The sequence below is a fragment of the Nostoc sp. ChiSLP03a genome (assembly GCF_034531215.2).
GTDB lineage: Bacteria > Cyanobacteriota > Cyanobacteriia > Cyanobacteriales > Nostocaceae > Nostoc.
On sequence record NZ_JAVRBQ020000174.1, the window covers coordinates 1 to 23,832 of the forward strand.

The window sequence follows — 23,832 nt, forward strand, 5'->3', positions numbered from 1 at the left end:
ATTTTTTATAAAGCTGCATAGAATTCGATCCCCCCTAGCCCCCCTTATAAAGGGAGGAACCAGAAAAACATATCAAAGTCCCCCTTTTTAAGGGGGATTTAGGGGGATCTAGATATGTGTAACTTCACATTAAATTGGTATAAAGCTAGATAACTGGCGTTTATAGCAACAATGGTGATGTATGAAGTGCCATCAAGTTTCGCCATTAGCTGAATGCTCTAATGCAGATGTAAAAGCATCTGTACCAATCATTTTGGTTTAATCTTTTAGAGACTGGAGTAACTGGCTAGGGCGTGCCATTTTCACAGCAGGATAAAGATTCGGATAGCGAACAAATATATAGTGTTCATATTTATACCAATGTATTTCAGCCTTTTCTTTGTTACAAACCTGGCAAATAACCCATAAATTCCTGAATTCCATTGATAACCAAGGATACTGTGACCGAGGTAGTTTGTGATCTATTGTCTTACCACCTTTGTCAGAGTAGTGAGATCCACAAATTGGACAATACCAGTTAGAATTTTCTCTCACCCAATCTTTACTTTCTTGAGTTGTTCCACACTCAAAATCACCATTAATATAGCGCCAATAATCGAATTTTCTATAAGTTTCAAAATCTTCATGAGTTAGCCTGTGATATCGCTTGTTGCCGATTATGTCCGCAAGCTCAAATAATTCTTTAAGGTCTTTATCTTCAATGTTAACCATATTTTCTGCTAAAGCTTTACTGTTCTATATGTCTTTTGATTATGCTTTTTTGTATATTTTATATTAGTATTTTGACTGAAATCAATAAATTCCATTTCCGTCTCAGGAAACTGCTTATCTATTTCTTCTGCGACCTCATTAACTTCTTTAGATAATCTTTGGTTATACTCGTTTATTTCTTGATTAGTGAGATATTTATTACCAATCCTATCAGCCTCGATAAATAATTCTTCAAGTGTCAATTCTTCAATATAATAATTATCTATAAATTCCTCTACTTTTTGATAAGAATTAACAACATTATCCCAGCCAATATTTTTGTAAAAGTTTTCTTTCAGCCAAATCTGGTCTTTTTCATGAAGCTTACTCCGATTTTTTGAGTTAGCGAGTTGAACAGCCCGATAACTCATTCCTCTAAAATTTCTTTTTTTACCTTTTTGATCGCTCATATATTCAGTACTTTATCCTAAAGTCCATTTAAAAAAAGTAATTACTGCTTTCCGAATTTCACTGTCTTCATATTTGAGAATTTCTTTAGTATTCATAGCTAGTTTAAGTTTAATTTGATCGACTAAATTTTTTAGAGATTTATTGTCTTTTTTGAGTTGTTCATTAACTTTTGTTAAGTTTTTATTTTGAGAATATATTGTCTTGAGTTCAACTTCTAAAATATTATTTATCTGAGACAAGCTTTTAATTTCAGCTTCGTATTTTTCTCTTTCCTGTTTCGGATACTTTTTAACTTGGTCAATTTTGGCAGCATATTCTTGCTCTTTTAACTCAATCTCTTTAGTTTTCTTCGTTACCAGTCCTTTCTGAGCAGCCTGAAGACGCTGACGCTTAATTAATTCAGAACCAGCAAAACGCGAAATAGCTCTACGAATGGTAATCTCATCAGGATTGGTACTAAAGTCAATTACTTCCAAAGCACGCATAGCATCTGCTTTTGTCCATGCCTCACTTTCAAGTAGCTTAATAGCCTGTGACTTATTCACGTTTGCTTAGAATAATAAATGTGATTTATATCACCATTTTATCGGTATAAAATTCCTATGCCAACAGTCTAGATTTAATAAAAACGCTAACTTTACTAAACTTATCGATGTCGGAGACTACTGCGATTTATGTTGTAAGTCAGCAAAATTCAATGGTTTATCGATCGCGTCGCGTTGTACTAAGCTTTTATCTCTCCAAAATCAAGCAGTCTAACTATGTACATTGCGTCAGGTCAGTTGTTTAGGTAATTTTTTCTTTGAAAACCCTTGCTTACCCAGCCAAAAAGAAGCTATCTCTGAATGTAAGTTGGTATCATTGTGCAGAGCTACCCTAATTTGGTAGCGATCGAGTTACGATCTTGTCACACCCCTTTTTTGATTTGAGAAGTCCTATTCCAGAATTTTCTGGTTAAAATAGTATATCTGTTCTACTCAAACTCCGACACCAACACTCCTTAAAACCATATATTAAGAGGCATTAGAGGCAGGAATGGCTATCAACACCGATACTTCTGGCAAGCAAAAAGCACTGACTATGGTGCTCAACCAGATTGAGCGCAGCTTTGGTAAAGGAGCAATCATGCGCCTGGGCGATGCTACCCGGATGCGGGTGGAAACGATTTCCAGTGGAGCGCTTACCCTAGATTTAGCATTGGGTGGTGGTTTACCCAAGGGGCGGGTAATTGAAATTTATGGGCCGGAAAGTTCTGGTAAAACTACAGTAGCGCTACACGCGCTCGCCGAAGTGCAAAGAAATGGCGGTATTGCTGCCTTCGTTGATGCTGAACACGCCCTAGACCCTACTTATGCTGCTGCATTGGGTGTAGATATTGACAATTTGTTGATTTCCCAACCTGACACTGGCGAATCAGCTTTGGAAATTGTCGATCAACTTGTTCGCTCTGCTGCGGTTGATATTGTAGTTATAGACTCAGTAGCAGCATTGGTTCCCCGTGCTGAAATTGAAGGCGATATGGGCGATGCTCACGTTGGTCTGCAAGCGCGGTTAATGAGCCAAGCCCTACGTAAAATTACTGGCAACATTGGTAAATCTGGTTGTACAGTAATTTTCATCAACCAGTTGCGACAAAAAATCGGTGTTACTTACGGTAGCCCAGAAACTACTACTGGCGGTAACGCATTGAAATTTTACGCTTCGGTGCGCTTGGATATTCGGCGAATTCAAACCTTAAAAAAAGGTACTGATGAATTTGGTAATCGCGTTAAAGTCAAAGTCGCCAAAAATAAAGTAGCGCCGCCTTTTAGAATAGCGGAATTTGACATTATTTTTGGTAAAGGTATTTCTACCTTGGGTTGTCTTGTTGACTTAGCAGAAGAAACTGGCATTATTGTCCGCAAAGGAGCTTGGTATAGTTACAACGGCGATAATATCTCCCAAGGACGAGATAACGCTATTAAGTATCTAGAAGAAAAGCCTGAATTTGCTGAAGAAATTAAGAAACTAGTGCGTGAAAAGCTAGATAAAGGCGCTGTTGTTTCTGCTAACTCTGTCGCTAAAGCCAGTGACGAAGATGAAGAGGAAGAAATCGATTTAGAGCCAGAAGAGTAAAGAATGCGGATTTATTAATCTGCAATTGCTAATAGATGGTGCGTTACAAAGAAAGCTAACGCACCTTATTTTTATCGAGATTTGGATAAGGAAAAAATACTAGATCGGGGTTTCAGCTTTAGATTGACACTAATGACCAGCTATATGGTAATATTTCATGGCATTATGCTCAAAAACTTTGTTTATAATCAAAGAGTAGCCAACCCATGAGTTTAGCTGTAATTAAGTTCTCTTCAGAAGAGTGCGGCATTTGCCACAAAATGTCTTTTTATGACAAAAAGGTGGCTGAAGAACTGGGTTTAGAATTTATCGATGTAAAAATGCAAGATACGACTGCTTACCGCAAGTATCGCAAGATTTTATTGACTCAATATCCCGATAAATCAGAAATGGGATGGCCTACTTACATCATCTGCAATTCTCCAGAGGCGGAATTTCAGATTGTTGGTGAAGTAAAAGGAGGTCATCCCAAAGGGGAGTTTAGAAGTCGTCTGCAAGAGGTTCTAAATTCCACAGCTAATCAGAACTAATTACCTCAAAAGATTTGACCTCTAAGGCAGGGCCAATCATGGCAGTTGTCATGATATCTTCACGCACCTGCCCTTTAACTTTTGCTTTTTGTCCGGCTTTGAGTAGGTCTTTGTCAGCCCCTCTGAGGATTTCGTAAGTAACGCCCTCTTCTGTAACTAACGCCCATGCGCCTGTACCAATATCACGACGTTCGACTGTACCTGTAAGTGTAATGCTCATAAAAGTTTTGAGTGCTGAGTGCTGAGTAAGGAGAATAGGGAATTAGGAGTATAGGAGTTAAGAGTTAGGAGTTAAAAAAATTGATTCTCCATGCGCTATGCCCAATGCCCCATTCCCTATTTCCCATTTATGCTATTTTCTCTTCGTTTTTTAATGCTAAACGAACAAGTCCATAACAGACTAGGGCATTAGCAATGAGGAAGAGGCGTGCTAAGTTACCACTTCCCAATCCCCAAACTGTCGGCTCGAAAAACGCACTTGTAGTTAAGCACGCTGCTACACCTAAAGTTGAACCAATGGCAAACCATTTCCAACTAGGATGTCCCAGCAGCAATGCCATTAACGCAATGGGAATCAGTACACTGGCAAATAGGGGATTTAATGCATCAGTTCCCTGAAGAGTATTACCTAATTCGGGAATTGAACTGCCCAAAACCCGGAAAGGCCATTGGGGAAGATCAAAAATATAGATTCCCTTGAGGAAGAATAACCCAGAACTGCCAGCGATTAGTCCACTGGATAAAGACCAACTCCAAGTGAAGGGGAAGTAAACGCGTAAAAACCAAGCCAGCAGATAGGAACCAACTACCATTAAAATCTTGGGTAACAGTGCTACCGCACCACCATCAATCCAAAAGCCGGGGTTAAGATAGCCGCTATCCCGTAACCACCGGAAGAAATCTGGGAAACTAATTTGTCCGCTAAAGGCTAGTTTGACTGCTGCTTCTGCATTGAGTTGTCCAGCGCCATAATAGTTCAAACCATCATCCTGAATCACTCGTGCGGACTGCTTGAGGACTTTTAAAACTTCATCTGGTTCTGTGATACCAGCAGCTTTGATTAATGCCGCAACACCAGCAACGTGAGGAGCAGCCATGCTTGTACCCTGAAAACCGAGAAATACGCCTTCGCCCTTTTCATCGATGGTTTCTTGGAGAATCTTACCAGCTTCACTACCACCAGGAGCAGAGATATCTACCCCGGCACCAAAGTTAGAATAGGGCGCTCTTTCGCCATCAGGCCCAATTGCCGAAACACCGATGACGTAGGGATAGCGAGCTGGATAACTTGCTCCATTGGCGTTTTCATTACCAGCTGCGGCAATAATAACAACACCTTTTCTATGGGCATACTCGATCGCTTGTTTCATCAACTGGCTTTCACCGCCACCACCCAAGCTCATATTAATCACATCTGCGCCTTTATCAGCAGCAAATTTAATCGCTTCGGCAATATCGGCAACAGTACCGCCACCATAAGAACTGAGTACCTTCAACGGCATCAGACTGGCTTCGTAGGCAATTCCAGCAACGCCATATTTGTTATTTGTGGCTTGGGCAATAGTTCCGGCAACATGGGTACCGTGACCATTATCGTCTGTGGCTTCTTCTCGATCGTTAACAAAATCATAGCCTTTGACGAATTTTGTCTCATACAAGTCCCGCACCTTGGTAATTCCGGTGTCGATAACTGCAACTGTGATGCCACTGCCTTTGGTTTGACTCCATGCGCCTTCAATACCGATTTTGTGCAAGTTCCATTGCTTGCTGTAATATTGGTCATTAGGGCCAGTCAATGAAGGACTTGCTTCTTCATCTTCTTGGGGTGTTAAAAATTCACCTAGCCAAGCGGTTTTACCTGGTTGGGGAATCTTGTTGTAGATATAGTTTGGTTCAATGAATTCTGTCGCTTGGGCAAACTGAGATTTTTTCAGTTCTTGAAGCCGTTGGCGATCGCCCTTGATAATATACACATTATCTTTTTTGGAAAACTTGTTGTCTAATTGGGGTGTAACGTTGTATTGTTTGGCGATCGCTTGCAAATTCTGTTCCACTACAAGTGATGGAATATCTTCCCGAAAATCAAGCAAAATCGTCTCAAACTCTCCTTTAGCTGCCAATCCCTGGAAATTCAGGAAACCAAATATGGCAGATCCCAGCCCAATGACAAACAAGCACCATAATATAAGTTTTCTCATATTAACTCATCACCGCTTTTTGCCAGTTTGCTCATACCATAACTTATCTCGACCCCTTGTTGGTAGATTTTGCACTTTTAGTTACAAGTTTCATTCAAAACTGAGGATTTTTTTAAACGATGGAACGTGGTCTTTTGTGGTTGCCGCTGTTAGTAATGTTTTTCTGGTTGGCTTGGCAAGGCTCGAAGGAGTATCAAAAAGTCGAAGCCTATCGCACTTGGGCAGAGCAATTTGAACGAGCCAAGTATGATATTTATGCTGTATTAGGTCAAAAAGACAACAATATCACTTGGGGAAAACCCACGCCTCAAGGGCCTATTAAACTAGAAACATTCTCCTTGCTTGATATCAAACAAATCCAGGTTTTAGTAGATGAAAAATCAGTAGATGTAAACAATCCACCTGAGAAAGGTCGTTCCATAGAATTAGAATTTCTATTTTCTGAATCTACTAACTCAGTGCGGGTTCCGTTTACAGAAATTCCTTTGGCAGCAGAATGGGGTAAGTTTTTGCAGGGGGTATTACAAGACTTGCGATCGCAACCATAGCAGTAGTTATATTAAAACTATAAGTTCCAAATAATACGGTTATTTCTGATCAAAAAGTTAGATCGCTAATGGTGATATTATTCATGGACAACGACATTTTTATTGGAAAGATGTTTTTTAGAATGGCTTTTACTTGACTACCATTTATTAAACATCTCCATAAATTCAATCTACGTTATCCAAAACCCTTATAGAGATGTAGCACGGCTACATCTCTACATTCTTTTTCACTCCTATGTTTATTGTGCTCCTATGGATGTGGTCTATCTAATTGAAAGCCGCCTTAAAACTCGATTCATATTTGGATTACACTTTTACTCAGTTGACCCGACCTAGCTATGCTTGAATGATAAAGTCAGAGGCAGTAACATAGGGCGCACCAGTAAGTTGTGCAAATTGACCACCACTGCCGAAACCAGCAGCACTGCCATTTTGATTGTAAAATAACTGCCCAGTCATACGGTCATAGACAATTACAGCATTGCTTAGTGCCCCTGAACTGGTGATTTGAAAATCACTGGCGTTACTAAAACCCGTTCCCACAACAGAAGTAATAGCAGTAAAGGTAGTCTTATCGAGGATAATCTTATCACCTTGGGAGCGATTGAAGTCAGCGATAGTATCAATACCCACAACCGCACTATTAAAGATGGAATTGGTGTCGTAGAGGAAAGAGTCAGCACCGATACCACCCACAAGAGTATCGTTGCCTTGTCCACCAATGAGAAGATCGTTGCCAGTACCACCCCGCAGTAGGTCGTCACCACCGCTGCCATTGATGGTATCATTACCCCCTTGACCATTAATCACATCGTTGGAAGCGTAAAAACCGCTGATGTTATTGTTCAAGTCATTGAGGAAAGTGACAGTGTTTGCTGTAGAAATATACGTTTGAGTAGAGTTGGCATTAATTACATCAAAGCTTTTGCTAACACTGTCTTCTCCGTCAAAGATGATATTGCCGATAGCAGGTCTTGTTGTCGATGCGGCTAAGTTGTCTAGGTTTTCTAACTTAAAGTTTTGCAGAGTGACTTTAGTATTAGCCACATTTCCAAAGCTGACTTCTAAATTGCTGCCATTTTGAGTTAATTGCAGATTTCTCGCAGTCAATTCAGTCCCAATAAATTGCAAGGTGTCTATCTTGGCAATCACAGTAGCCGAAGGGTTTGAACTAGTACCTACACCACCAAAGTCAGTGATGCTGTAATTGCCATCGCCTCGTCGGATAGTAAAGGTGTCATTGGAGTTAGTGCCATTGAGAACTTGAATTCCCTGGACAGGAGCGGGTCTGACTGTGCCACTAATGGCAAAGTCAAAAGAGCTTTCATCAATATCGTTGTTTTTTAAACTGAAGTTGCCACTATAACTACCGGCTGTAGTGGGATTGAGTGCCACCGATATGGTAGTAGAAGCATTAACTGCCACGCTCGTTGGAAGAGTTCCGACCAAACTAAATCCGTCGGGAAGTTTAAGATTACTCAGCTTGAGTGCGCCTGTACCGGTGTTCTTGATAGTAAAGGTTTTGGTCAAGGTATCACCAACAGTCGTTTCACCAAAGTTAATGGCGGTGGTGTCACCATCTGTAATGTCAACAGTGTTATTGAGAACTTGAATTTCCGGCGTATAAACTGTGCCACTAATGGCAAAGTCAAAGGGGTTTTCATTAATGTCGTTGTTGTTTAAACTGAGGCTGCCACTATAGACACCGGGTGCAGTAGGATTGAGTGCCACTGATATGGTGGTGGAAGCATTAACTGCCACACTCGTTGGAAGAGTTCCAACCAAACTAAATCCGTTGGGAAGTTTAAGATTACTTAGGTTGAGTGCAGCTATACCGGTATTCTTGATAGTAAAGGTTTTAGTCAAGGGTTCACCAACAAGAGTCTCGCCAAAGTTAATGGCGGTGTTGCCATCAATAATGTCAATATTGCCATTGAGAACTTGAATTTCTGGGGTTTTGCTGGAGCTACGGGGAGCTTCGTATGCACCAATATCAATGACTGTACTGCCATTACCATCACCATCCTGAGGAGTCTTCTTAGTGATGCTATTGAAGGCATTAGAACCACCATCAATCGCCACACTTCCAGGTTTGAGTGCAAAATTCCCATTGTCTGCATCAACAAATTGAGGATCTTGACCTAAAAGATTCTGTAACCCTGTAGCGTTTAAATTATCTGAAGCTTGGAATAGGTTCGAGTTATAAACAAGATTGCGATCAAAAATTACATTTGTGTCGTACTTAATTCTGTTAGCATATTGATTTTCGTTTGCATACAAAATGTTGTTGTAGGCACGTACATTTTCCGAGTAAGTAACACCAATCTCTCCAGAATCTGGAAGAACTTGGGCATTCTTGTAAGCTGTGTTATTAATAACATCAACATTGGTAGCTTTGAAAATATTAATGCCTGCACCTCCATTGTTGTAAGTAATGTTATTTGCAATTAATGCTTTACCTGTATAGGGTACATTATCTTTGCTGATATCGGTAGTATCAAGCATAATCCCATGTCCCTCAGTTATTTTGTCAACGCCTCCATTTTTCCACGGAACTAAACTTTGGTTATCGTAGGCAATGTTGTCTCGAAAAATCATTCTGTAGTCAGTGGTATTGTTATCAAAATTGAAACTGTTGAGAGAAGTTATTCCCTGATTGCCGTGAGGTGAATACCAAGCGTTTCCAGACACAATATTTTTCTCAACAGTTATATAGTCTGAATTACTGAATGCTATACCTCCACCTGGAAAGTTACGGATTGTGTTACCAGTAATGACAATATGATGGGGATTAGTACCACCTACACCATCAGCGTTCTTCCATGCATTAACAGCAATACCATTACTATTGGTTAAGGGGTTATTCAGGTTATCCTTCTCTTGTAAGGCATATTCGAGAGTGATATTTTCTCGATTGCCTTTTATATCAAGTCCTTCAATCCGCACGTAGGATGAACTGAATATATTAATCCCATTTCCCGTTGTTGTGATCGTAGGTTTAGCCCCTGGATAAGCTTTTATTGTTGTCCAGTTATCTGGTGAGCCATTCAAGTTGAAAAGCGTAACCCCTTTCATTTGATAATTTCCATTCATGACGTAGAGGGTGTCGCCTGCTTTCATCTCATACACAGCTCTACCCAAGCTGAGAAATGCAGATTCTTCGTCTAAGCCATTATTTTTATCACTGCCTGTTGCAGAAACATAATATGTATTGCCAGCCATTTGTTTACTCCGAATATGTGTAGGGGAAATTGGTAGTACAATCTCAGCAACTTTCTTCAGTTGCTAAGTAGTTATTTGAATGAGTCGTCTATCGGCACTGTTAAGGACAGTCACAGTTATCCGATCGCGACTTCAAATCGCGTCGATTGTAGAAACGCTGTTATAAACCTGAAAAACTTTTCTCCTATCAACCGTTAATGGTTAAATCAGGAATATCAATACCGTCAATCGTCAGAGTTTTGTTGAGATTAATTGGACGATTAGCGCGTAGATCCTTCTACTCCAGACTTGATCTTTAGCAGCTGCGTAGGCGTAGCCCATTGTAGACATTGCTGTTGTTTGTAAACCAGCTTTAACATCTGTTTTTTTCAATAAAACGATCGTATTTGGCATAGTAATTCCTCTGAACTTTATGCGTTGTTTTAGGTCAGGAGGTTGCCAAATCTGCATGGTAAAATTCACCCTAAGCTGATAACTGAGGACTTAAATTTAAAGCGATCAAAGTTAAATTGGTTGAAACTTTAGTTAGGTTGACCCTTTAACTTAAGGGGACTAATGTAACAACTGAGTTGAACCTGTTTTAAGCGGTGTAACTGAGCGTTGTGAACTTAGTTAAAACTAACCTTTACAAATAGCACTTGATATCAGTAAAAGCCCGTAATGTGGTAAGTTTTTTTACAACAAAATTAAAAAAATTATGGATATGTCTGGTGGGGTTCTATTAATTTCCAGAATGATATGAGCATAAAAAGCGCTTTGTGCAAGGATTTGATGAACTTTCTCTAAATAATTCAGAACTCTCAAGTCAGGTTGTGGTGGCGATTGCACAGGAGAAAGAGGATTTTAGCCTAGTTCGTCAATCTTTGAGATAGTTTGTGATGATACCAACTTACTTAATCTTCATAATATGAACGCTGAAATAAACTCCAAAATACCTGTTGCTTTAACCATTGCTGGTTCAGATAGCGGTGGCGGTGCAGGAATTCAAGCTGATTTACGTACCTTTGCTTTTCACTGTGTCCACGGTACTAGTGCTATAACCTGCGTCACGGCACAAAACACTCTAGGAGTGAAGAGGGTTGATGCTATGCCAACAGAGGCTGTTGTGGCGCAAATTCAGGCAGTAGTTGAGGATATTGGCGTACAAGCTGCCAAAACGGGAATGTTGCTCAATCAGGAAATTATCTTTGCTGTTGCCCAGCAAGTAGAAGCTTTACAAATCAATAATCTAGTAGTCGATCCAGTAATGGTGTCACGCACAGGAGCACAATTGATTGATGATGATGCTGTAAAGACTTTATGCCATGCCTTGATTCCCAAAGCGGTTATGATTACGCCCAATCGCTATGAAGCCCAGATTTTGAGCGGTTTGCAAATTAATTCTTTAGAGGATATGCAAGCTGCTGCTGAAATTATTTACAAGACTTTAAAGACAAAGGTTGTTTTAGTCAAAGGCGGAGGTATGCAGGGAGATTTGCGTAGCGTTGATATCTGGTTTGATGGGGAGAAGTTGGAAGTTTTGACTTGCCAGCAAGTAGAGACAAAAAATACCCACGGTACTGGTTGTACACTATCGGCTGCGATCGCTGCTAATCTAGCTAAAGGAAAAGATTTGTGGCAGGCAGTGCAACAGGCAAAGGAGTATGTGACTACCGCACTCACTTACGCCCTAGATATTGGCGAAGGACAAGGCCCTGTGGGACACTTCTTCCCATTGTGGAAACTAGGGACTAGAGACTAGGGATTAGAGATTGGAGACTGGGCATTGGGGATGGGGACTAGAGAAAAGTTTTCTCAGTACCTCATCTCCATTGCCCAAATAAAAAATCTTTGCCCTTTCGGTATTTTTCTATTATTCTTGGGCATAGTTTCAGGGGTGACTATCTCTGTTAGCATCTCTGTACGATCTAATTACTTTGATTTTTAATACCAAGCCCCCGATGCGAACAACCATAGGTTCTGTTCACAGAAATTCGCCAACACCGACTACTCAAGCCTACCCTCCCTCTGTACCACTATCTGTATACAGGGAATTGTCAACAGAGTTGCAAGCAGCACAGGCGAGGTTAAATGCACTCACCACCCAAAATCAGCAACTAGTACAAGAAAATCAACTATTACGCCAAGAAATTACCAAAGTCGTTGAGTCTTTTTCTCGTTTGCAAAATTTTGTCGATTCCCATACTACAGCTAATTATCCCCAAGCTAACCAAGCTTCTGGTGACGTTAAAAGTGTTGCCAAACAGCCAGTAACACAAGCGCGTTCACCTCAGCAGGTTTCTCGTTCGCGTTCATCTGTTGTGTCCAAACAACCAGCTAAAAAAAGCCGCCAAGACTTTTCTGCACCTGTAATGGCAATGAATTTTCCGATATCAGAACCAGTTTTTATAGAAGAGCAACAAGTCAGTTATTATTCCACTACTGATCCAGATGTTAAGGGACTCAATGGCTGGTGGTTAATTATTACCATCTTGTTAATCATGCTGACTGCCTTTAGTGCTGGATATTTCGTTGTGCGTCCCTTGTTTGAACACCAGAAACGTTAGTTGACATTCCCACAGTCAGCAGCAGTAGCAGGCTTTCGGGCTAGCGTATAATAATTTGGCTGCGATCGCTCTCTAAATATCTGAACAAATCTGCTAAATGGTGGAAACAATCTATTTTTAGGTTATAAAAGCTACATAAAATGCTAAATTGACAGCAACTTCTTGATGTTAGAACCTCAAAGATTATCCAATTAATAAATCCTTGCCGCTTGTTATGTCATAAACCCTCAAGTAAAGCACTTACACTTTAAAAAAGTTGTAATTATTACATATTTTTTAGGAAAAGCACTGCTAGTTACAGCTTCGGACAGCGGATCTGGTTAGATATATAAACGAAGCTAGTAGAAGTCAGGAGTCAAGAAGATGAAAAAAGTAGAAGCTATTATCCGCCCATTTAAGCTAGATGAGGTGAAAATTGCTTTAGTTAACGCTGGTATTGTTGGCATGACTGTTTCTGAAGTCCGGGGGTTCGGACGGCAAAAAGGTCAAACTGAACGGTATCGTGGTTCTGAGTACACCGTTGAGTTTCTCCAAAAACTCAAAGTGGAAATCGTCGTTGACGACAATCAGGTTGATATGGTGGTAGACAAAATTATTGCTGCTGCCCGCACTGGTGAAATCGGCGATGGTAAAATTTTCATCTCCCCTGTTGAGCAAGTGATTCGGATTCGCACTGGCGAAAAGAACACAGAAGCAGTTTAAAAAAGTTATGAGTTAAGAGTTAAGAGTTATGAGTCAAGACTAATGAACGAAGATTTAGCAGAATTCATAACTTCTAACAGACGCGATTAATCGCGTCTCTACTCTTAACTTTTGTACAGACGCGATTAATCGCGTCTCTTAATTCTCTCCAGTTGCGGAAGTAAAGCTGTAAAAGCCTTGCCTCGATGGCTAATTGACCTCTTCAACTCCCGTGTCATTTCAGCAAAAGTTAATTGCAACTCTTGCACATAAAAAATTGGATCGTAGCCGAAACCACTATCACCACGAGGTGCGTGGAGAATTTCGCCGCGACAAACACCTTCAGATTCTAATACGATCGCACCATCAGGACGAGCGATCGCTACTGCACAAACAAATTGAGCTTGCCGATTTACCTCGTTGCCTAATTCTTTGAGTACCCTGGCAATGCGTTCTGAGTCGGTTTTGGCGTAACGTGCAGAATACACGCCTGGTGCGCCATTTAGGGCATCTACTTGCAAGCCCGAATCATCAGCAATTGCCCAGTTTCCTGTAGCTTTAGCAATTTGTGACGCTTTTAGACAAGCATTAGCGGCAAAAGTTTCGCCCGTCTCTTCAATTTCCAATTCTTCAGGTTTGAGGGTTAATTCCCAACCAGAATTTTCCAGGTAAGCTTGCATTTCCCGCAACTTACCTGGATTTCCTGTGGCTACTACGAGTAATTTAGTCATTGGTCATTGATCATTGGTCATTGGTTATTGGTCATTGGTCATTTACCAAGGACAAAGGACAAATGACTAATGACTAATAATGAATTTTACTCCGCCCACTGTTTCGCCCAAGCAAGAGTTTGATGCACTTGCTCAATTGTTGAGGCTTCGCAGTAGAGGCGTAAAACTGGCTCAGTCCCGCTAAAGCGAATCATTAACCAGCTTTTATCAGCTAAACGATACTTGTAGCCGTCAATTGTTTGGCAATCAATCACTGCTTTCCCTGCAATTTCCGTTAAGGGTTGGGTTTGCAATTGTTGCAAAAGACGCGATCGCACTTCCATATTTGCTAAGGGTAAATCAATGCGATCGTATGCTGAGGTAAACCCTGTTTGTTTCTGCAAGTAGCGATAATATTCACCTAAATCCAAACCAGATTCTACAATCGCCTCTAGTACGTACAATGCTGACAGCAATGCATCGCGTTCGGGAATATGGCTACCATAGCCAATTCCTCCTGATTCTTCACCACCCAGTAACACTTTTGCGACTAACATTCTGTCGGCGATATATTTATAACCAACTGCTGTCTCAAATACTGACAGGTTATGTAGTGCTGCTACAAGGGGCATCAAGTCGGAACCACTAACAGTTTTAACTATTTCACCCTTAAAGTCGCGCCGCAGGGTTAAATGGTCGATTAATATTGGGATTAATACTTGGGAACTTAGGAAGTTGGCTTCTCCATCGACTGCTGCAATGCGATCGCAGTCTCCATCAAATACTAACCCCACTGTTAAACCTGATTTATCGGTTTCTCGGTGAGTCTTGATGACTTCAAATAGCTTTGAAAGGTATTTCGGCAATGGTTCCGGCGCACCGCCACCAAAGAGGGGATCGCGATCGCTATTGATTTCTTTGACTTGATTGCCTAGTAGTCTTGCCAATCCGCCAGCCGCAGCACCATGCATGACATCAGCAAATAACGTCAATTTGCCAGATGCGATCGCTTCTCTAAGTTTGGCGATATCAACTTTACCTTCTAGTGCTTGGGTATAACTTGGCCAAGGATCGAATTTCTCTTGCTTGCCTGGAGTTGCTGCTAGTGGTACTCCCACCGACAACTGCGCTTCGATCTCTTTTGTGACTTCTGGCGGTACCGATCCACCAAAATAACCCTTGACTTTTAAACCCAAATACGACCCAGGATTATGACTAGCTGTAATTACTAGCGCCCCTAAAGCATTGAGTTGTTTTGCTGCCCAACTATAAGCTGGGGTTGGCGCATAAGTTTCGCTCAGTAGCACATCAAAGCCGACAGATGTGACAGAATCGGCGACAGCACGAGCAAAGTCTTCGGCCATGAATCGGCGATCGTAACCGACAATTATTGTCCGGCTACCCACTGTAGAAAAGTATGTATCATATAAAACTTTTGCGGCAACTGGCGCGACCAGGGCTAGGCGTTCAAAGGTGAACTCGTCACCAATAACGCCCCGCCAGCCGTCTGTACCAAACTTGATTGAGTTAGCTACAACTGGCATCTAAGTATCCTAACTGTCTACTTGAGGATTCTAGCATTTATACAGTGTATAAAGTAAAAAAAGAATATAGTATTAACGTGTAGTAGTATTCGACAGTTTCAACACAAAAGCGATCGAATTTTTGGATTTGAGTACCTAACGTATCCGCCAAATCCTCATACCATTCTTACTTCCAGTGAGTAAAAATCGACCATCAGGGGTGAAAGCAAGAGTTTGATTCCATGTGGGAGCATCAATAAAAGACTGGTCAATTTTTCCTGTTTCTAAATTATATAGCTCAATCGTCTGATTCTGACTATCACTACAGCTAATAGCAAGAATTTTGCTATCAGGACTAAATTCTACATTTAGCGCTCTTGCCCAGTTTTTATATTCCATATTTTAAGCTTTTCTTCCCGATGCTCAAAAAATGAATTATATTCCTCTACCCCAATCATTATTTTTCCATCGGCGCTCACATGAAGCAATTTTAAGGAACCAGACATATCAACGAAAGAGCGAATTAATTTACCATTTTTTAAGTCATATAATTTCATCTGTGGGTGTGGTAATGCTAGAAGAAGATTTTTCGTCATCAATACATCATTGATTTCATACTTGGCAAGATTTACTGTCCTTAGTAACTTATTATTATCTATATTCCAAACTTTAATTTCTTCGTCGTGGCTACTCACTAAATATTTAAATTCTAAATTAATAGCGATAATCGCATCTTCTCTAGATGTTGGAGGACGAAGATTCTTTACAGAAAAAGAGTTAATTTTTTTCCATTCTAGAAATCCCAAATTTCAATCTCAGTGTTATTTGATTGAGAACTAAAAATAGCTCCATTACTACTAAATTTTATTGAGCTAGAGCCAAGACGTTCATCCCCTAATATATTCCTCTCCAGAAAGGAACTACTATAAATTTGCTGAATAAGCAGTATCGGATTGGAAAATGCAAAATCTTTATATTTAGTGTATGCATATATTTGAAGAGATATTAGAGATATTAAGATACTAGCGCCAGTACCAGTTATCAAAATCAATTTATTTTTATTTATCCAAGATTTAACCTTTGATTGTAAGTTTGTTTTAACTTCTAGCACTGGTTCCGGTTCAGAAACCTGTGTACTAGAAGACTCATTTTTGTAAACATTAGTTGTTTTTCTGACATTACGACCAGAAGCTAAAGACTCCATTATTATTTCGTATGCTGAATTAATTGCTTTCAACTTAGCTTCGGCTTTTCTTTGTAAGCGAGGATTATGAGCATAACGATCTGGATGCCAAACTTGAACTAAATCTTTGTAAGCTTGCTTAATCTCATCAACAGAAGCATCAGATGAAACACCTAAAATCTGATAACACTGCTCTAGATTATCCACAGATAAACCCTCTTACTAATTAAACATACTGTCCTTAATTCTGATAAAATCATACATTATGTAGAGAATGTAAGTTATTTTGAGGTTATTACTCACAGTTAGTGTTGAGTAAAATCTGCTTGCTAAGGGACTTGCAGATACAAAAATATCCAATTAACTATTGTAAGGTGGGCGTCTCGCCCGCCCAGTAAATAGGGCGGGCAAGATGCCCACCCTACAAAATTGAATAATTTATTTCTTGGAGTTCCCTAATAAGAGCGATCGCCCAGCTGCAATAATGTAAATCAGCACGAAATCTCTATGCGCGATCGCTTTTTTACCAAACTTAATTAGTTGCAAAAACTCAAGGGCGCTTCCCGCCAGAAATTCCACTTCTAAAAAATATCAATAAACATTAATAATCCTTAATAGTATTAACTATTAAGGATTGTTAACATGAGCAAAAACTGCTCACAAACTTGATTTTTCCTTAAAAATCATCGAGAAACTGACTAAGGCGACTGATTACGGGGTCAACCTCTTGAGGAGGGGTAGCAACAGTATAAGAAGTATTATTTACTACTTCTAATTGAGTTGGAGACGGAACGAACGAGCGATCGTTGACTATGAGCGCCAGTTGTGCGACTTGTTGAGAAAGTTGCAGTAGATGATGTTCCATCGCCTCCAAACGATTAGATCCCTTGGCAAAAAAACGTTCCTCAAGTCCAGCCACTTGACGTTGCAGTTCACCGATTTGTTGATCGATCGGTGTGGTTACTGCAGTTTGTGGAGCAGGTTGTACAGTTTCCGGTACACATAAAGATTGCCACAAGGCTTCTTTACAGAGATCGCTGAAAGTCTTGTCTGGTTGTTTTTCCAAATAACTTTCTACTTGCGCTAACAAGCTTTCATCAGCAAGCTCTGGGTTGAACGTGACGGATTTAACTACCTTTTTTGACCATTGGAACATCAGCTTTATGCCCTAGCAGCGCGATTGGAGGATAATTGTGCCTCTCCATAAATATACTGCCCCAAAGCATTCGCCTGACGGGAAGGTGCTGCTAAATGAGCATTAATCTTTGCTTCTTTGAGCAGACGTTGAACGTCGTCCCAGAAGAACTCACCACCGCCGCCAGTAAGAATCACATCGGTGACGCGTTCTGGCAACCAGGCTAGCACACGGCTACAGATTTCGCGCGAAAACATCTCTGTGAGGTTGGGAAGAAAATCATCTAGGTTGGTGGGCTTGCTAGCGCCTTTAGGACGGTAAAAGCGTTCACCTCTGGGTTTGTTGACAGCGGAAATCAGTGCTAGAGATTGACTATCTGCTCCTTCGATTTCGGCAGACACCAATTCATAAAACTTATTCATTCCGAAGTCTTCGCTCTTAGAAGCACCTCTAGCAAAACGGAAGTTATCTACCATCAAAAGATCGACGGTTTGATGACCAATATCGACGATCGCCACCGATATTTTTGTAAAATCGGGACTGCCAGGGTTTTTCTTGGGTTGAGCTTCAGACCATAACAGGCTACCGTAGCCTTCTGGCATTACCCATACCTTACTGACGTTCAGCGACACAGATTCGCCTCGGAAGTTCAACACATGAGGCCCACCTACTTGGCTAATCAATTGTGCTTTTTCTTTTTCAAATTGCTCTAAAGAAAGAAAAGGTAGACCCAGTACAACTGAGATATCGTCTCTGAGTTTGAAGTAGCCAGCACTTGCTAAAACTTTTACCAGTGCAGCTTCTACCTTAGATTGTCCGACTCCTAGATTTGCCCCAAAATCGGCTGCCAGTTGACCAACAGCATATCCATTTCCTTGATACTCCAGCCACAAATCCATTAAGGGGTCAGTAGCCCTGGCTTCAAAAACACCACCGCGTACTTGTTCGATTGACATCTGCTTGACGTTGGCAGGTACGAATACCACACTGCCTGGTTCGCGACTCACACAAGTTTTTGTGGAAGTTCTGCCTAAATCAACACTGAGAATGGTTTTCCCAGAACCACCGGCTGGTTTGCTAGTGGGAGGATTATTATTAACAGCATTTATGGGAGTCGATGCTAAAGGCTGCCTATTCATGGGTATAGCAGCAGCATTTATAGGGGTAGCGGCGGAAGGTTGGTCTGTCATGAAAGCTCCTAGTTCAAACTTAACTGTAAAAAGTTGTCATGCTCATCTTACAAAAATGCGAGCAACCAGAAATTCTAGGTTGCGTCAAGTGTAGCTAGAAATACGCCAAAAATTAATTCCGGCGATACCTCTGGTAAGCTCTGCCAACGCACATCTAGTATTATTTGGCATAGTGTAGGCGAATTTTGGCCAGATGTAACCCCTGCTTTCACTGCTTTCAAACCAAAAGCGTCCGTGTTTCATCTTCTAGTGCGTCTAGTGCGTCTTAACTGGCGCTTGAATATCCAGAAAACAAATGCTAGAACCAAACCGCCAAGCACGATTTTAGATACAGGAGCAAGGTACTTGTCCACAAGTTCATACTGACTACCCAATATGTATCCTGAGTATGTTAACAAACCCACCCAAGCAGCGCTACCTAATGTTGTGTAAACCAAAAATGGTAGCAAAGGCATATTGCTAATACCTGCGGGAACAGAAATCAAGGTGCGGATTCCTGGCACAAGACGACCAATTAATACTGCTGTTCTACCTTGTCGGTCAAACCACTCTTTGGCCTTGGTAATATCTTTACTGGATATAGCTAGCCATTTGCCATACTTGTCAGCCCAAGCTTTCAAACGGATTTCACCCAAAAACTTACCCGGATAGTACCAAATAAGTGCGCCCAATACAGAACCCAAAAGTCCTGCGAAAAATACACCAATAATATTCAGCTTTGCCTCTCCTGGTTGATATGGACTTGCTGTAAATCCAGCCAGTGGCATAATCAATTCTGAAGGAATGGGGGGAAAAAGGTTCTCTAAAAACATTAGTAAGGCGATTCCCCAATAGCCAAAATAGTTGATAGTATTAGTTATCCATTCAAGCATTGAGTCAATTCCTGAAATTGCTGGACTAGTCTTGTTGCTAAATTCAGCTTTAGCTTTTTTAAAGGGTAATTATTCTCGCTTGCTACAGTCAAGGGAATTTGGCTGCACTAAAAATTGCCATCACAACTGAAAAACAGAGTCAGACAAGTAGAAGCTAGGTGTCTGTTTCATTAATGTTGAGAGTTATAAAAGTTCGTAAGTAGCTCTACCTTTGAGATTGAACGATTTATCGCTCACTACAAACCTCACAAAATTAATCAAACGAACTACTAGGTTTTGTTTTCTAATTTTTTAGATCCCCCTTAGCCTGCTTTTTTAAAGGGACTAGGAAGGATCTAAAGATTTGATGGCAAATTTAAAAACATATTCTAGGTTTTCTGCTGAAGTTGAGACTGTGGGGTAGCACCGGGAGAGAAGGGAGAAAATTTCACCTTGTCCCCCTTGTCCCCCTTGTCTCCTATTCTTCTAGGCTGTGGGAGTCAAAGATTGTACCCTTGGTTCCGATTGCCAGTCTAAGGGATTCCAAACTCGATCTTCCAGCGCCATCTGCTCAATTAAACTTGCAAGTCTCAAGGCTTTAAGAGCTTGTTCGCCACCTACTGAAGGTTGATTGCCACCGTGTACGCAGTTGACAAAATGTTCTAATTCTGCACTTAGGGGTTGAATATTGCTGGTGTAGACTTTTTCAATTACACCATCTTGCCTGTAAAGTACTTGTCGGTGGTCGGTGAGAGAATTGGCAGCCGTTTGTCGGTGAATCAAAATTTCATTCTTGAGAAAATCTGCCTCAGTAAATGAATTTTTGCAATGGGCGACAATTCGGCGAATTTTGCGGTGAGTGACTTTACTAGCAGTCAGAGTAGCAACAATACCATTGGCAAACCCCAAGGTGGCGGTTACGTAATCTAAATAACCAGAGTCTAGGGAGCGAGTGCCACTAGCAGTCAATTTTGTGACTGGGGAAGCAGCTAATTCCAAAAGTAGATCGATGTCATGGATCATTAAATCCAGCACAACTGAAACATCGTTTGCCCGATCTGAGTAAGGACTCATTCTGTGGGCTTCTAGCGCCAGCAATTCCTCTGTTTTTAGAACTTGGCTCAGTTCTTTAAAAGCTGGGTTAAAACGCTCAATATGACCTACTTGCAGGATACATCCAGACTCAGCTGCGGCATTTACTAAAGACTCTGCCTCAGAAATACTGGCTGCGATCGGTTTTTCAATCAAAACATGAATTCCCGCTAACAGACAGTTGATGCCCACGGCATAGTGCAGACGGGTGGGAACAGCTACACAAACTGCTTCCACAAGGGGTAGCAGATCGCAATAATCTTCAAAAAAACGCACCTTGTACTTGCTGGCAGTTTCTAATCCTCGCTCGACGTTAATATCTGCCACTCCGACTAGTTCAACATCTTTCATTGAACTCAGCACGCGAGCGTGGTGTTGTCCCATGTTACCCACTCCAATCACGCCTATGCGGATTGGTCGTGGCTGGTTGCGCTGTGTATATGGATTCGGTTCTGCCACTGACATGCTATTTTGCACTATTATTCTCTCCTCAACCACCAAATTTAGAGACGCTACGGCCGTTGGCGTTTATACTCGAAAGCCGGTTACGATCCGTCTAAAACCATCCAGATGGTAACATAGAGCCTATGTTTATGAAGAATTTCAAAGTTTGCGATCGGTTCCCGTAATCTAAATATCTTTTGTATAGATATTTCGAGTTTGCTTTGGATTTTGCACTTTCTCCAAAAATATATGTATTTTTATTAACTTTAAACGTTTCAGTACAACTTAAGTATAAATTATCCTTGGCATCGCTTTCTGGCGTCTTGTTAAGGTTTGATGCAGTGATTTGAAATCCAAAATTTGCAACCGAGATGAAAGCTGTAATTTTGTTATCTGGGGGATTGGACTCTTCCACAATTCTGTACAAAGCTCAAGCTGATGGCTGTGAATGTCATGCTATTTCCTTTGATTACCAGCAGCGACATCGACGAGAGTTACAGTCAGCGTTCAGTGTCGCTCAAAAAGCAGCGATCGCAAAACATCAGGTAGTTAACTTTGACTTACGACAATGGGGCGGTTCGGCCCTTACCGATAATGCCATTGATTTACCCCAAGAGCGATCGCTGGATGAAATGTCTCAAAATATTCCTGTCACTTATGTTCCGGCTCGTAATACCATCTTTTTAAGCTTTGCTCTTAGTTACGCCGAAGCGATCGCCGCAGAGCGCGTCTATATCGGCGTTAATGCCCTTGATTACTCAGGATATCCTGATTGTCGCCCCGACTATATCCAAGCAATGCAAGAAGTTTTTCGCTTGGGAACTAAACAAGGGCGTGAGGGACAACCAATTAAGATTGTTGCACCCCTAATCAACCTGAAAAAAACCGAAATCATCCAACTGGGGAATCAATTGGGAGTTCCTTGGGAATTAACTTGGTCTTGCTATACAGGTGGAGATGTTGCCTGTGGTGTGTGTGATTCTTGTCGCTTACGGCTAGCAGCTTTTGCCGAATTGGGACTTGTCGATCCAGTGGCGTATGCATAGTAGAGGCATTGGACAATTCAATTTTAGATTTTGGATTGACAATTTTGGATTAAATTTCAATCTAAAATCCAAATTCTAAAATCTAAAATTCTTACTCCCCTGCCCCTCTGCTCCCCTGCTCCTCTGCTCTCCCCTCTTCCTCTAACCGTCGCAGTTGAATTTGATGCAGGCGCGGGCCAACAATTGATATCACGGTAAATTCGAGATTTTGATAACAAAAGATTTCGCCTTTGGCCGGAATTTTCTGTAACTCATACAGCAAAAAGCCCCCTAGTGTTTGATATTCTCTGGTCAGGGGCAAATTGAGATGCAAAACTTCGTTGAGGTCTTCAAGGCTGATTTGTGCTTGCACTAAAAATTTATGCTCATCTAACATCTGAATCAGCAAGTCGTCGTTGCTCTCAGGTTCGCTGGAATCGCCAATAATTTCGGCAATCACATCTTTGATTGTCACTAGTCCTACAGTAGAGCCAAATTCATTCACTACCATCACCATAGCGGGTTTCTCTTGCTGCATCATGGGCAAAAGTTCACTCAAGGGCGTGTGTTCTGGAACAAACCGGGCGGGACGCATCCAAGGTTGGATCTGTGTCTCTAAACTGAGGTTTCCGACTGCCAAAGGTTGTGCCAAATCTTTAAAATAAACAATACCGCGAACATCGTCTAAAGATTCACCAATCACCGGATAGCGAGAGTAACCAGTAGAAGCCATTTCCCTGAGTAATGTCTGGAAGCTAGCATCTTTTGGCAGTGTGATAATACTGGTGCGCGGGATCATCACATCTTGCGCCATGACATCCCCAAACTCAAAGACATTATTGAGCAATTCTCGCTCTGCACGCTGTAAACCAGTAGACCCCCATTCTGTAGAGATAATCAGTTGTAATTCTTCGGGAGTTACAGGCGGTCGCCAGCCTTGGCCTGTGTATTGGATGCCAAAAATCCGTAATAAAAAACGAGTTGATTGGTTAAGAATCCAGATGAAGGGGCCAAAAAAACGCACGATCGCTTTTACCAAAGGCCCCAAAAACCTCGCTAGCTGTTCTGAGTACAGCATGGCTAAGGATTTGGGACATAGTTCTCCGATCACAATTTGCAAATAGGCAATTAAGAAAAAGGCGATCGGAATTGATAGGGAATGGGCGAGGAAGGTAGTCATCCCACTGGGTAAAGGCCAGGATCTCAACCAGGCCTTCACCAGCACAACAATCGTACTTTCGCCAATCCATCCCAGTGCCAAACTAGAGAGGGTAATGCCTAACTGGGTGGTAGATAGCAGTCGGTCAATACTGCGTTGTAACATTTCTACAGCGATCGCGGGAATATCCCCAGCCTTAACTAGCTGGTGAATACGCGATCGCCGCACGCTCACCATCGAAAACTCCGCCGTTACAAAAAAGGCATTTATGGCAATCAGTAGTAACACTGACAACAACCGCAGCGCCACTTCTATCAAACTTAAATTAGGAAAACCACTCACCACCAAAGCTCGTGTAAAACTCACGCCCTCCATTTAGGGGGATTGGGGACTGGGTATTGGGTATTGGGTATTAGGTAATGAAAAAGTATTCCTAAATATTTATTTCTTATTATCCAGTCCCCAGCCCCCAGTCCCCAGTCCCCAGTCCCCAATCCCCAGCCCCCAGTCCCCAGTCCC

25 protein-coding genes are annotated in these 23,832 nt (G+C 41.4%); 7 read left to right on the plus strand and 18 right to left on the minus strand.

The window, feature by feature from the left end:
* Positions 1-258 precede the first annotated feature (258 nt).
* The 3 genes from RMY32_RS29470 to RMY32_RS29480 are packed head-to-tail and all read right to left on the minus strand — an operon-like array spanning position 259 to position 1,706.
* Positions 259-711: an HNH endonuclease signature motif containing protein gene (locus tag RMY32_RS29470; protein WP_322713178.1), complete on the minus strand. Its 453-nt coding sequence runs from the start codon at positions 709-711 to the stop codon at positions 259-261.
* Between the two features lie 8 nt (positions 712-719).
* Complete coding sequence (locus RMY32_RS29475; RefSeq protein ID WP_322713179.1) at positions 720-1,160, minus strand: hypothetical protein; 441 nt, start codon at positions 1,158-1,160, stop codon at positions 720-722.
* Positions 1,161-1,172: 12 nt separating this feature from the next.
* Positions 1,173-1,706, minus strand: coding sequence for a hypothetical protein (locus tag RMY32_RS29480; RefSeq protein ID WP_322713180.1), 534 nt, complete (start codon positions 1,704-1,706; stop codon positions 1,173-1,175).
* A 490-nt stretch (positions 1,707-2,196) separates the two neighbouring features.
* On the opposite strand from RMY32_RS29480, the gene recA reads away from it, so the two are divergent.
* The gene (gene recA, locus RMY32_RS29485) at positions 2,197-3,276 is read left to right on the plus strand and encodes a recombinase RecA (protein WP_322713181.1); all 1,080 of its coding nucleotides are present in this window, start codon (positions 2,197-2,199) and stop codon (positions 3,274-3,276) included.
* 206 nt (positions 3,277-3,482) lie between these two features.
* A complete protein-coding gene (locus tag RMY32_RS29490) occupies positions 3,483-3,806 on the plus strand; it encodes a thioredoxin family protein (RefSeq protein ID WP_322713182.1) in 324 nt (107 codons plus the stop codon).
* Here RMY32_RS29490 and RMY32_RS29495 read toward each other — a convergent pair.
* Positions 3,793-4,026: a hypothetical protein gene (locus RMY32_RS29495; protein ID WP_289796246.1), complete on the minus strand. Its 234-nt coding sequence runs from the start codon at positions 4,024-4,026 to the stop codon at positions 3,793-3,795. The two genes, RMY32_RS29490 and RMY32_RS29495, sit on opposite strands and share 14 nt — an antisense overlap.
* 127 nt (positions 4,027-4,153) lie before the next feature.
* Positions 4,154-6,004, minus strand: a complete 1,851-nt coding sequence (locus tag RMY32_RS29500; RefSeq protein ID WP_322713183.1) for a S8 family peptidase — start codon at positions 6,002-6,004, stop codon at positions 4,154-4,156.
* Positions 6,005-6,123: 119 nt separating this feature from the next.
* Between RMY32_RS29500 and RMY32_RS29505 the strand changes: the two genes are divergently transcribed.
* Positions 6,124-6,552, plus strand: coding sequence for a hypothetical protein (locus RMY32_RS29505; protein ID WP_322713184.1), 429 nt, complete (start codon positions 6,124-6,126; stop codon positions 6,550-6,552).
* Positions 6,553-6,888: 336 nt separating this feature from the next.
* On the opposite strand, the gene RMY32_RS29510 is transcribed toward RMY32_RS29505, so the two are convergent.
* Complete coding sequence (locus RMY32_RS29510) at positions 6,889-9,774, minus strand: choice-of-anchor D domain-containing protein (RefSeq protein WP_322713185.1); 2,886 nt, start codon at positions 9,772-9,774, stop codon at positions 6,889-6,891.
* Between the two features lie 231 nt (positions 9,775-10,005).
* Positions 10,006-10,167 (minus strand): hypothetical protein, encoded by a 162-nt coding sequence (locus RMY32_RS29515; RefSeq protein WP_322713186.1) that lies wholly within the window; start codon positions 10,165-10,167, stop codon positions 10,006-10,008.
* Between the two features lie 514 nt (positions 10,168-10,681).
* Here RMY32_RS29515 and thiD point away from each other — a divergent pair.
* The 3 genes from thiD to RMY32_RS29530 all read left to right on the plus strand — a co-directional run bounded on the left by thiD (position 10,682) and on the right by RMY32_RS29530 (position 13,022).
* Positions 10,682-11,515, plus strand: coding sequence for a bifunctional hydroxymethylpyrimidine kinase/phosphomethylpyrimidine kinase (thiD, locus tag RMY32_RS29520; protein ID WP_322713187.1), 834 nt, complete (start codon positions 10,682-10,684; stop codon positions 11,513-11,515).
* A gap of 199 nt (positions 11,516-11,714) precedes the next feature.
* Positions 11,715-12,320, plus strand: coding sequence for a hypothetical protein (locus RMY32_RS29525; RefSeq protein WP_322713188.1), 606 nt, complete (start codon positions 11,715-11,717; stop codon positions 12,318-12,320).
* Between the two features lie 363 nt (positions 12,321-12,683).
* Positions 12,684-13,022, plus strand: a complete 339-nt coding sequence (locus tag RMY32_RS29530; RefSeq protein ID WP_012410794.1) for a P-II family nitrogen regulator — start codon at positions 12,684-12,686, stop codon at positions 13,020-13,022.
* Between the two features lie 125 nt (positions 13,023-13,147).
* Here RMY32_RS29530 and rdgB read toward each other — a convergent pair whose 3' ends face one another.
* From rdgB to RMY32_RS29580, 10 genes are all read right to left on the minus strand, one after another.
* A complete protein-coding gene (gene rdgB / locus RMY32_RS29535) occupies positions 13,148-13,732 on the minus strand; it encodes an RdgB/HAM1 family non-canonical purine NTP pyrophosphatase (RefSeq protein ID WP_322713189.1) in 585 nt (194 codons plus the stop codon).
* A gap of 86 nt (positions 13,733-13,818) precedes the next feature.
* On the minus strand, positions 13,819-15,255 hold the full coding sequence (locus RMY32_RS29540; protein WP_322713190.1) for a phosphoglucomutase/phosphomannomutase family protein: 1,437 nt from the start codon (positions 15,253-15,255) through the stop codon (positions 13,819-13,821).
* A gap of 135 nt (positions 15,256-15,390) precedes the next feature.
* A complete protein-coding gene (locus tag RMY32_RS29545) occupies positions 15,391-15,633 on the minus strand; it encodes a hypothetical protein (protein WP_322713191.1) in 243 nt (80 codons plus the stop codon).
* Positions 15,603-16,040, minus strand: a complete 438-nt coding sequence (locus RMY32_RS29550) for a hypothetical protein (RefSeq protein WP_322713192.1) — start codon at positions 16,038-16,040, stop codon at positions 15,603-15,605. The genes RMY32_RS29545 and RMY32_RS29550 overlap by 31 nt, the downstream gene beginning before the upstream one ends.
* A complete protein-coding gene (locus tag RMY32_RS29555; protein WP_322713193.1) occupies positions 16,028-16,624 on the minus strand; it encodes a J domain-containing protein in 597 nt (198 codons plus the stop codon). Before RMY32_RS29555 ends, RMY32_RS29550 begins: the two co-directional genes overlap by 13 nt.
* Before the next feature lie 231 nt (positions 16,625-16,855).
* On the minus strand, positions 16,856-16,996 hold the full coding sequence (locus RMY32_RS29560; protein WP_322713194.1) for a hypothetical protein: 141 nt from the start codon (positions 16,994-16,996) through the stop codon (positions 16,856-16,858).
* A 97-nt stretch (positions 16,997-17,093) separates the two neighbouring features.
* Positions 17,094-17,573, minus strand: coding sequence for a plasmid segregation centromere-binding protein ParR (locus RMY32_RS29565; RefSeq protein WP_322713195.1), 480 nt, complete (start codon positions 17,571-17,573; stop codon positions 17,094-17,096).
* Positions 17,574-17,578: 5 nt separating this feature from the next.
* Positions 17,579-18,742, minus strand: coding sequence for a ParM/StbA family protein (locus RMY32_RS29570; RefSeq protein ID WP_322673703.1), 1,164 nt, complete (start codon positions 18,740-18,742; stop codon positions 17,579-17,581).
* Between the two features lie 239 nt (positions 18,743-18,981).
* Positions 18,982-19,614 (minus strand): DedA family protein, encoded by a 633-nt coding sequence (locus RMY32_RS29575; protein WP_322673702.1) that lies wholly within the window; start codon positions 19,612-19,614, stop codon positions 18,982-18,984.
* Between the two features lie 465 nt (positions 19,615-20,079).
* Positions 20,080-21,162: a Gfo/Idh/MocA family protein gene (locus RMY32_RS29580; RefSeq protein WP_094347283.1), complete on the minus strand. Its 1,083-nt coding sequence runs from the start codon at positions 21,160-21,162 to the stop codon at positions 20,080-20,082.
* A 338-nt stretch (positions 21,163-21,500) separates the two neighbouring features.
* Here RMY32_RS29580 and queC point away from each other — a divergent pair, with 338 nt between their 5' ends.
* Complete coding sequence (gene queC / locus RMY32_RS29585) at positions 21,501-22,175, plus strand: 7-cyano-7-deazaguanine synthase QueC (RefSeq protein WP_322713196.1); 675 nt, start codon at positions 21,501-21,503, stop codon at positions 22,173-22,175.
* A gap of 91 nt (positions 22,176-22,266) precedes the next feature.
* Here queC and RMY32_RS29590 read toward each other — a convergent pair whose 3' ends face one another.
* Positions 22,267-23,688 (minus strand): hemolysin family protein, encoded by a 1,422-nt coding sequence (locus tag RMY32_RS29590; protein WP_322713197.1) that lies wholly within the window; start codon positions 23,686-23,688, stop codon positions 22,267-22,269.
* Positions 23,689-23,832: the final 144 nt, after the last annotated feature.

Excerpts from the sequence above, each read along its gene's own strand:
- RMY32_RS29565 (WP_322713195.1), bottom strand. The coding sequence starts at position 17,573 with ATGTTCCAATGGTCAAAAAAGGTAGTTAAATCCGTCACGTTCAACCCA.
- RMY32_RS29525 (WP_322713188.1), top strand. The coding sequence starts at position 11,715 with ATGCGAACAACCATAGGTTCTGTTCACAGAAATTCGCCAACACCGACT.
- RMY32_RS29505 (WP_322713184.1), top strand. The coding sequence starts at position 6,124 with ATGGAACGTGGTCTTTTGTGGTTGCCGCTGTTAGTAATGTTTTTCTGG.
- RMY32_RS29575 (WP_322673702.1), bottom strand. The coding sequence starts at position 19,614 with ATGCTTGAATGGATAACTAATACTATCAACTATTTTGGCTATTGGGGA.
- RMY32_RS29545 (WP_322713191.1), bottom strand. The coding sequence starts at position 15,633 with ATGGAATATAAAAACTGGGCAAGAGCGCTAAATGTAGAATTTAGTCCT.
- RMY32_RS29510 (WP_322713185.1), bottom strand. The coding sequence starts at position 9,774 with ATGGCTGGCAATACATATTATGTTTCTGCAACAGGCAGTGATAAAAAT.
- RMY32_RS29540 (WP_322713190.1), bottom strand. The coding sequence starts at position 15,255 with ATGCCAGTTGTAGCTAACTCAATCAAGTTTGGTACAGACGGCTGGCGG.
- RMY32_RS29590 (WP_322713197.1), bottom strand. The coding sequence starts at position 23,688 with ATGGAGGGCGTGAGTTTTACACGAGCTTTGGTGGTGAGTGGTTTTCCT.
- rdgB (WP_322713189.1), bottom strand. The coding sequence starts at position 13,732 with ATGACTAAATTACTCGTAGTAGCCACAGGAAATCCAGGTAAGTTGCGG.
- RMY32_RS29570 (WP_322673703.1), bottom strand. The coding sequence starts at position 18,742 with ATGACAGACCAACCTTCCGCCGCTACCCCTATAAATGCTGCTGCTATA.
- RMY32_RS29490 (WP_322713182.1), top strand. The coding sequence starts at position 3,483 with ATGAGTTTAGCTGTAATTAAGTTCTCTTCAGAAGAGTGCGGCATTTGC.
- RMY32_RS29475 (WP_322713179.1), bottom strand. The coding sequence starts at position 1,160 with ATGAGCGATCAAAAAGGTAAAAAAAGAAATTTTAGAGGAATGAGTTAT.
- RMY32_RS29515 (WP_322713186.1), bottom strand. The coding sequence starts at position 10,167 with ATGCCAAATACGATCGTTTTATTGAAAAAAACAGATGTTAAAGCTGGT.
- RMY32_RS29500 (WP_322713183.1), bottom strand. The coding sequence starts at position 6,004 with ATGAGAAAACTTATATTATGGTGCTTGTTTGTCATTGGGCTGGGATCT.
- thiD (WP_322713187.1), top strand. The coding sequence starts at position 10,682 with ATGAACGCTGAAATAAACTCCAAAATACCTGTTGCTTTAACCATTGCT.
- RMY32_RS29470 (WP_322713178.1), bottom strand. The coding sequence starts at position 711 with ATGGTTAACATTGAAGATAAAGACCTTAAAGAATTATTTGAGCTTGCG.
- RMY32_RS29530 (WP_012410794.1), top strand. The coding sequence starts at position 12,684 with ATGAAAAAAGTAGAAGCTATTATCCGCCCATTTAAGCTAGATGAGGTG.
- recA (WP_322713181.1), top strand. The coding sequence starts at position 2,197 with ATGGCTATCAACACCGATACTTCTGGCAAGCAAAAAGCACTGACTATG.
- queC (WP_322713196.1), top strand. The coding sequence starts at position 21,501 with ATGAAAGCTGTAATTTTGTTATCTGGGGGATTGGACTCTTCCACAATT.
- RMY32_RS29495 (WP_289796246.1), bottom strand. The coding sequence starts at position 4,026 with ATGAGCATTACACTTACAGGTACAGTCGAACGTCGTGATATTGGTACA.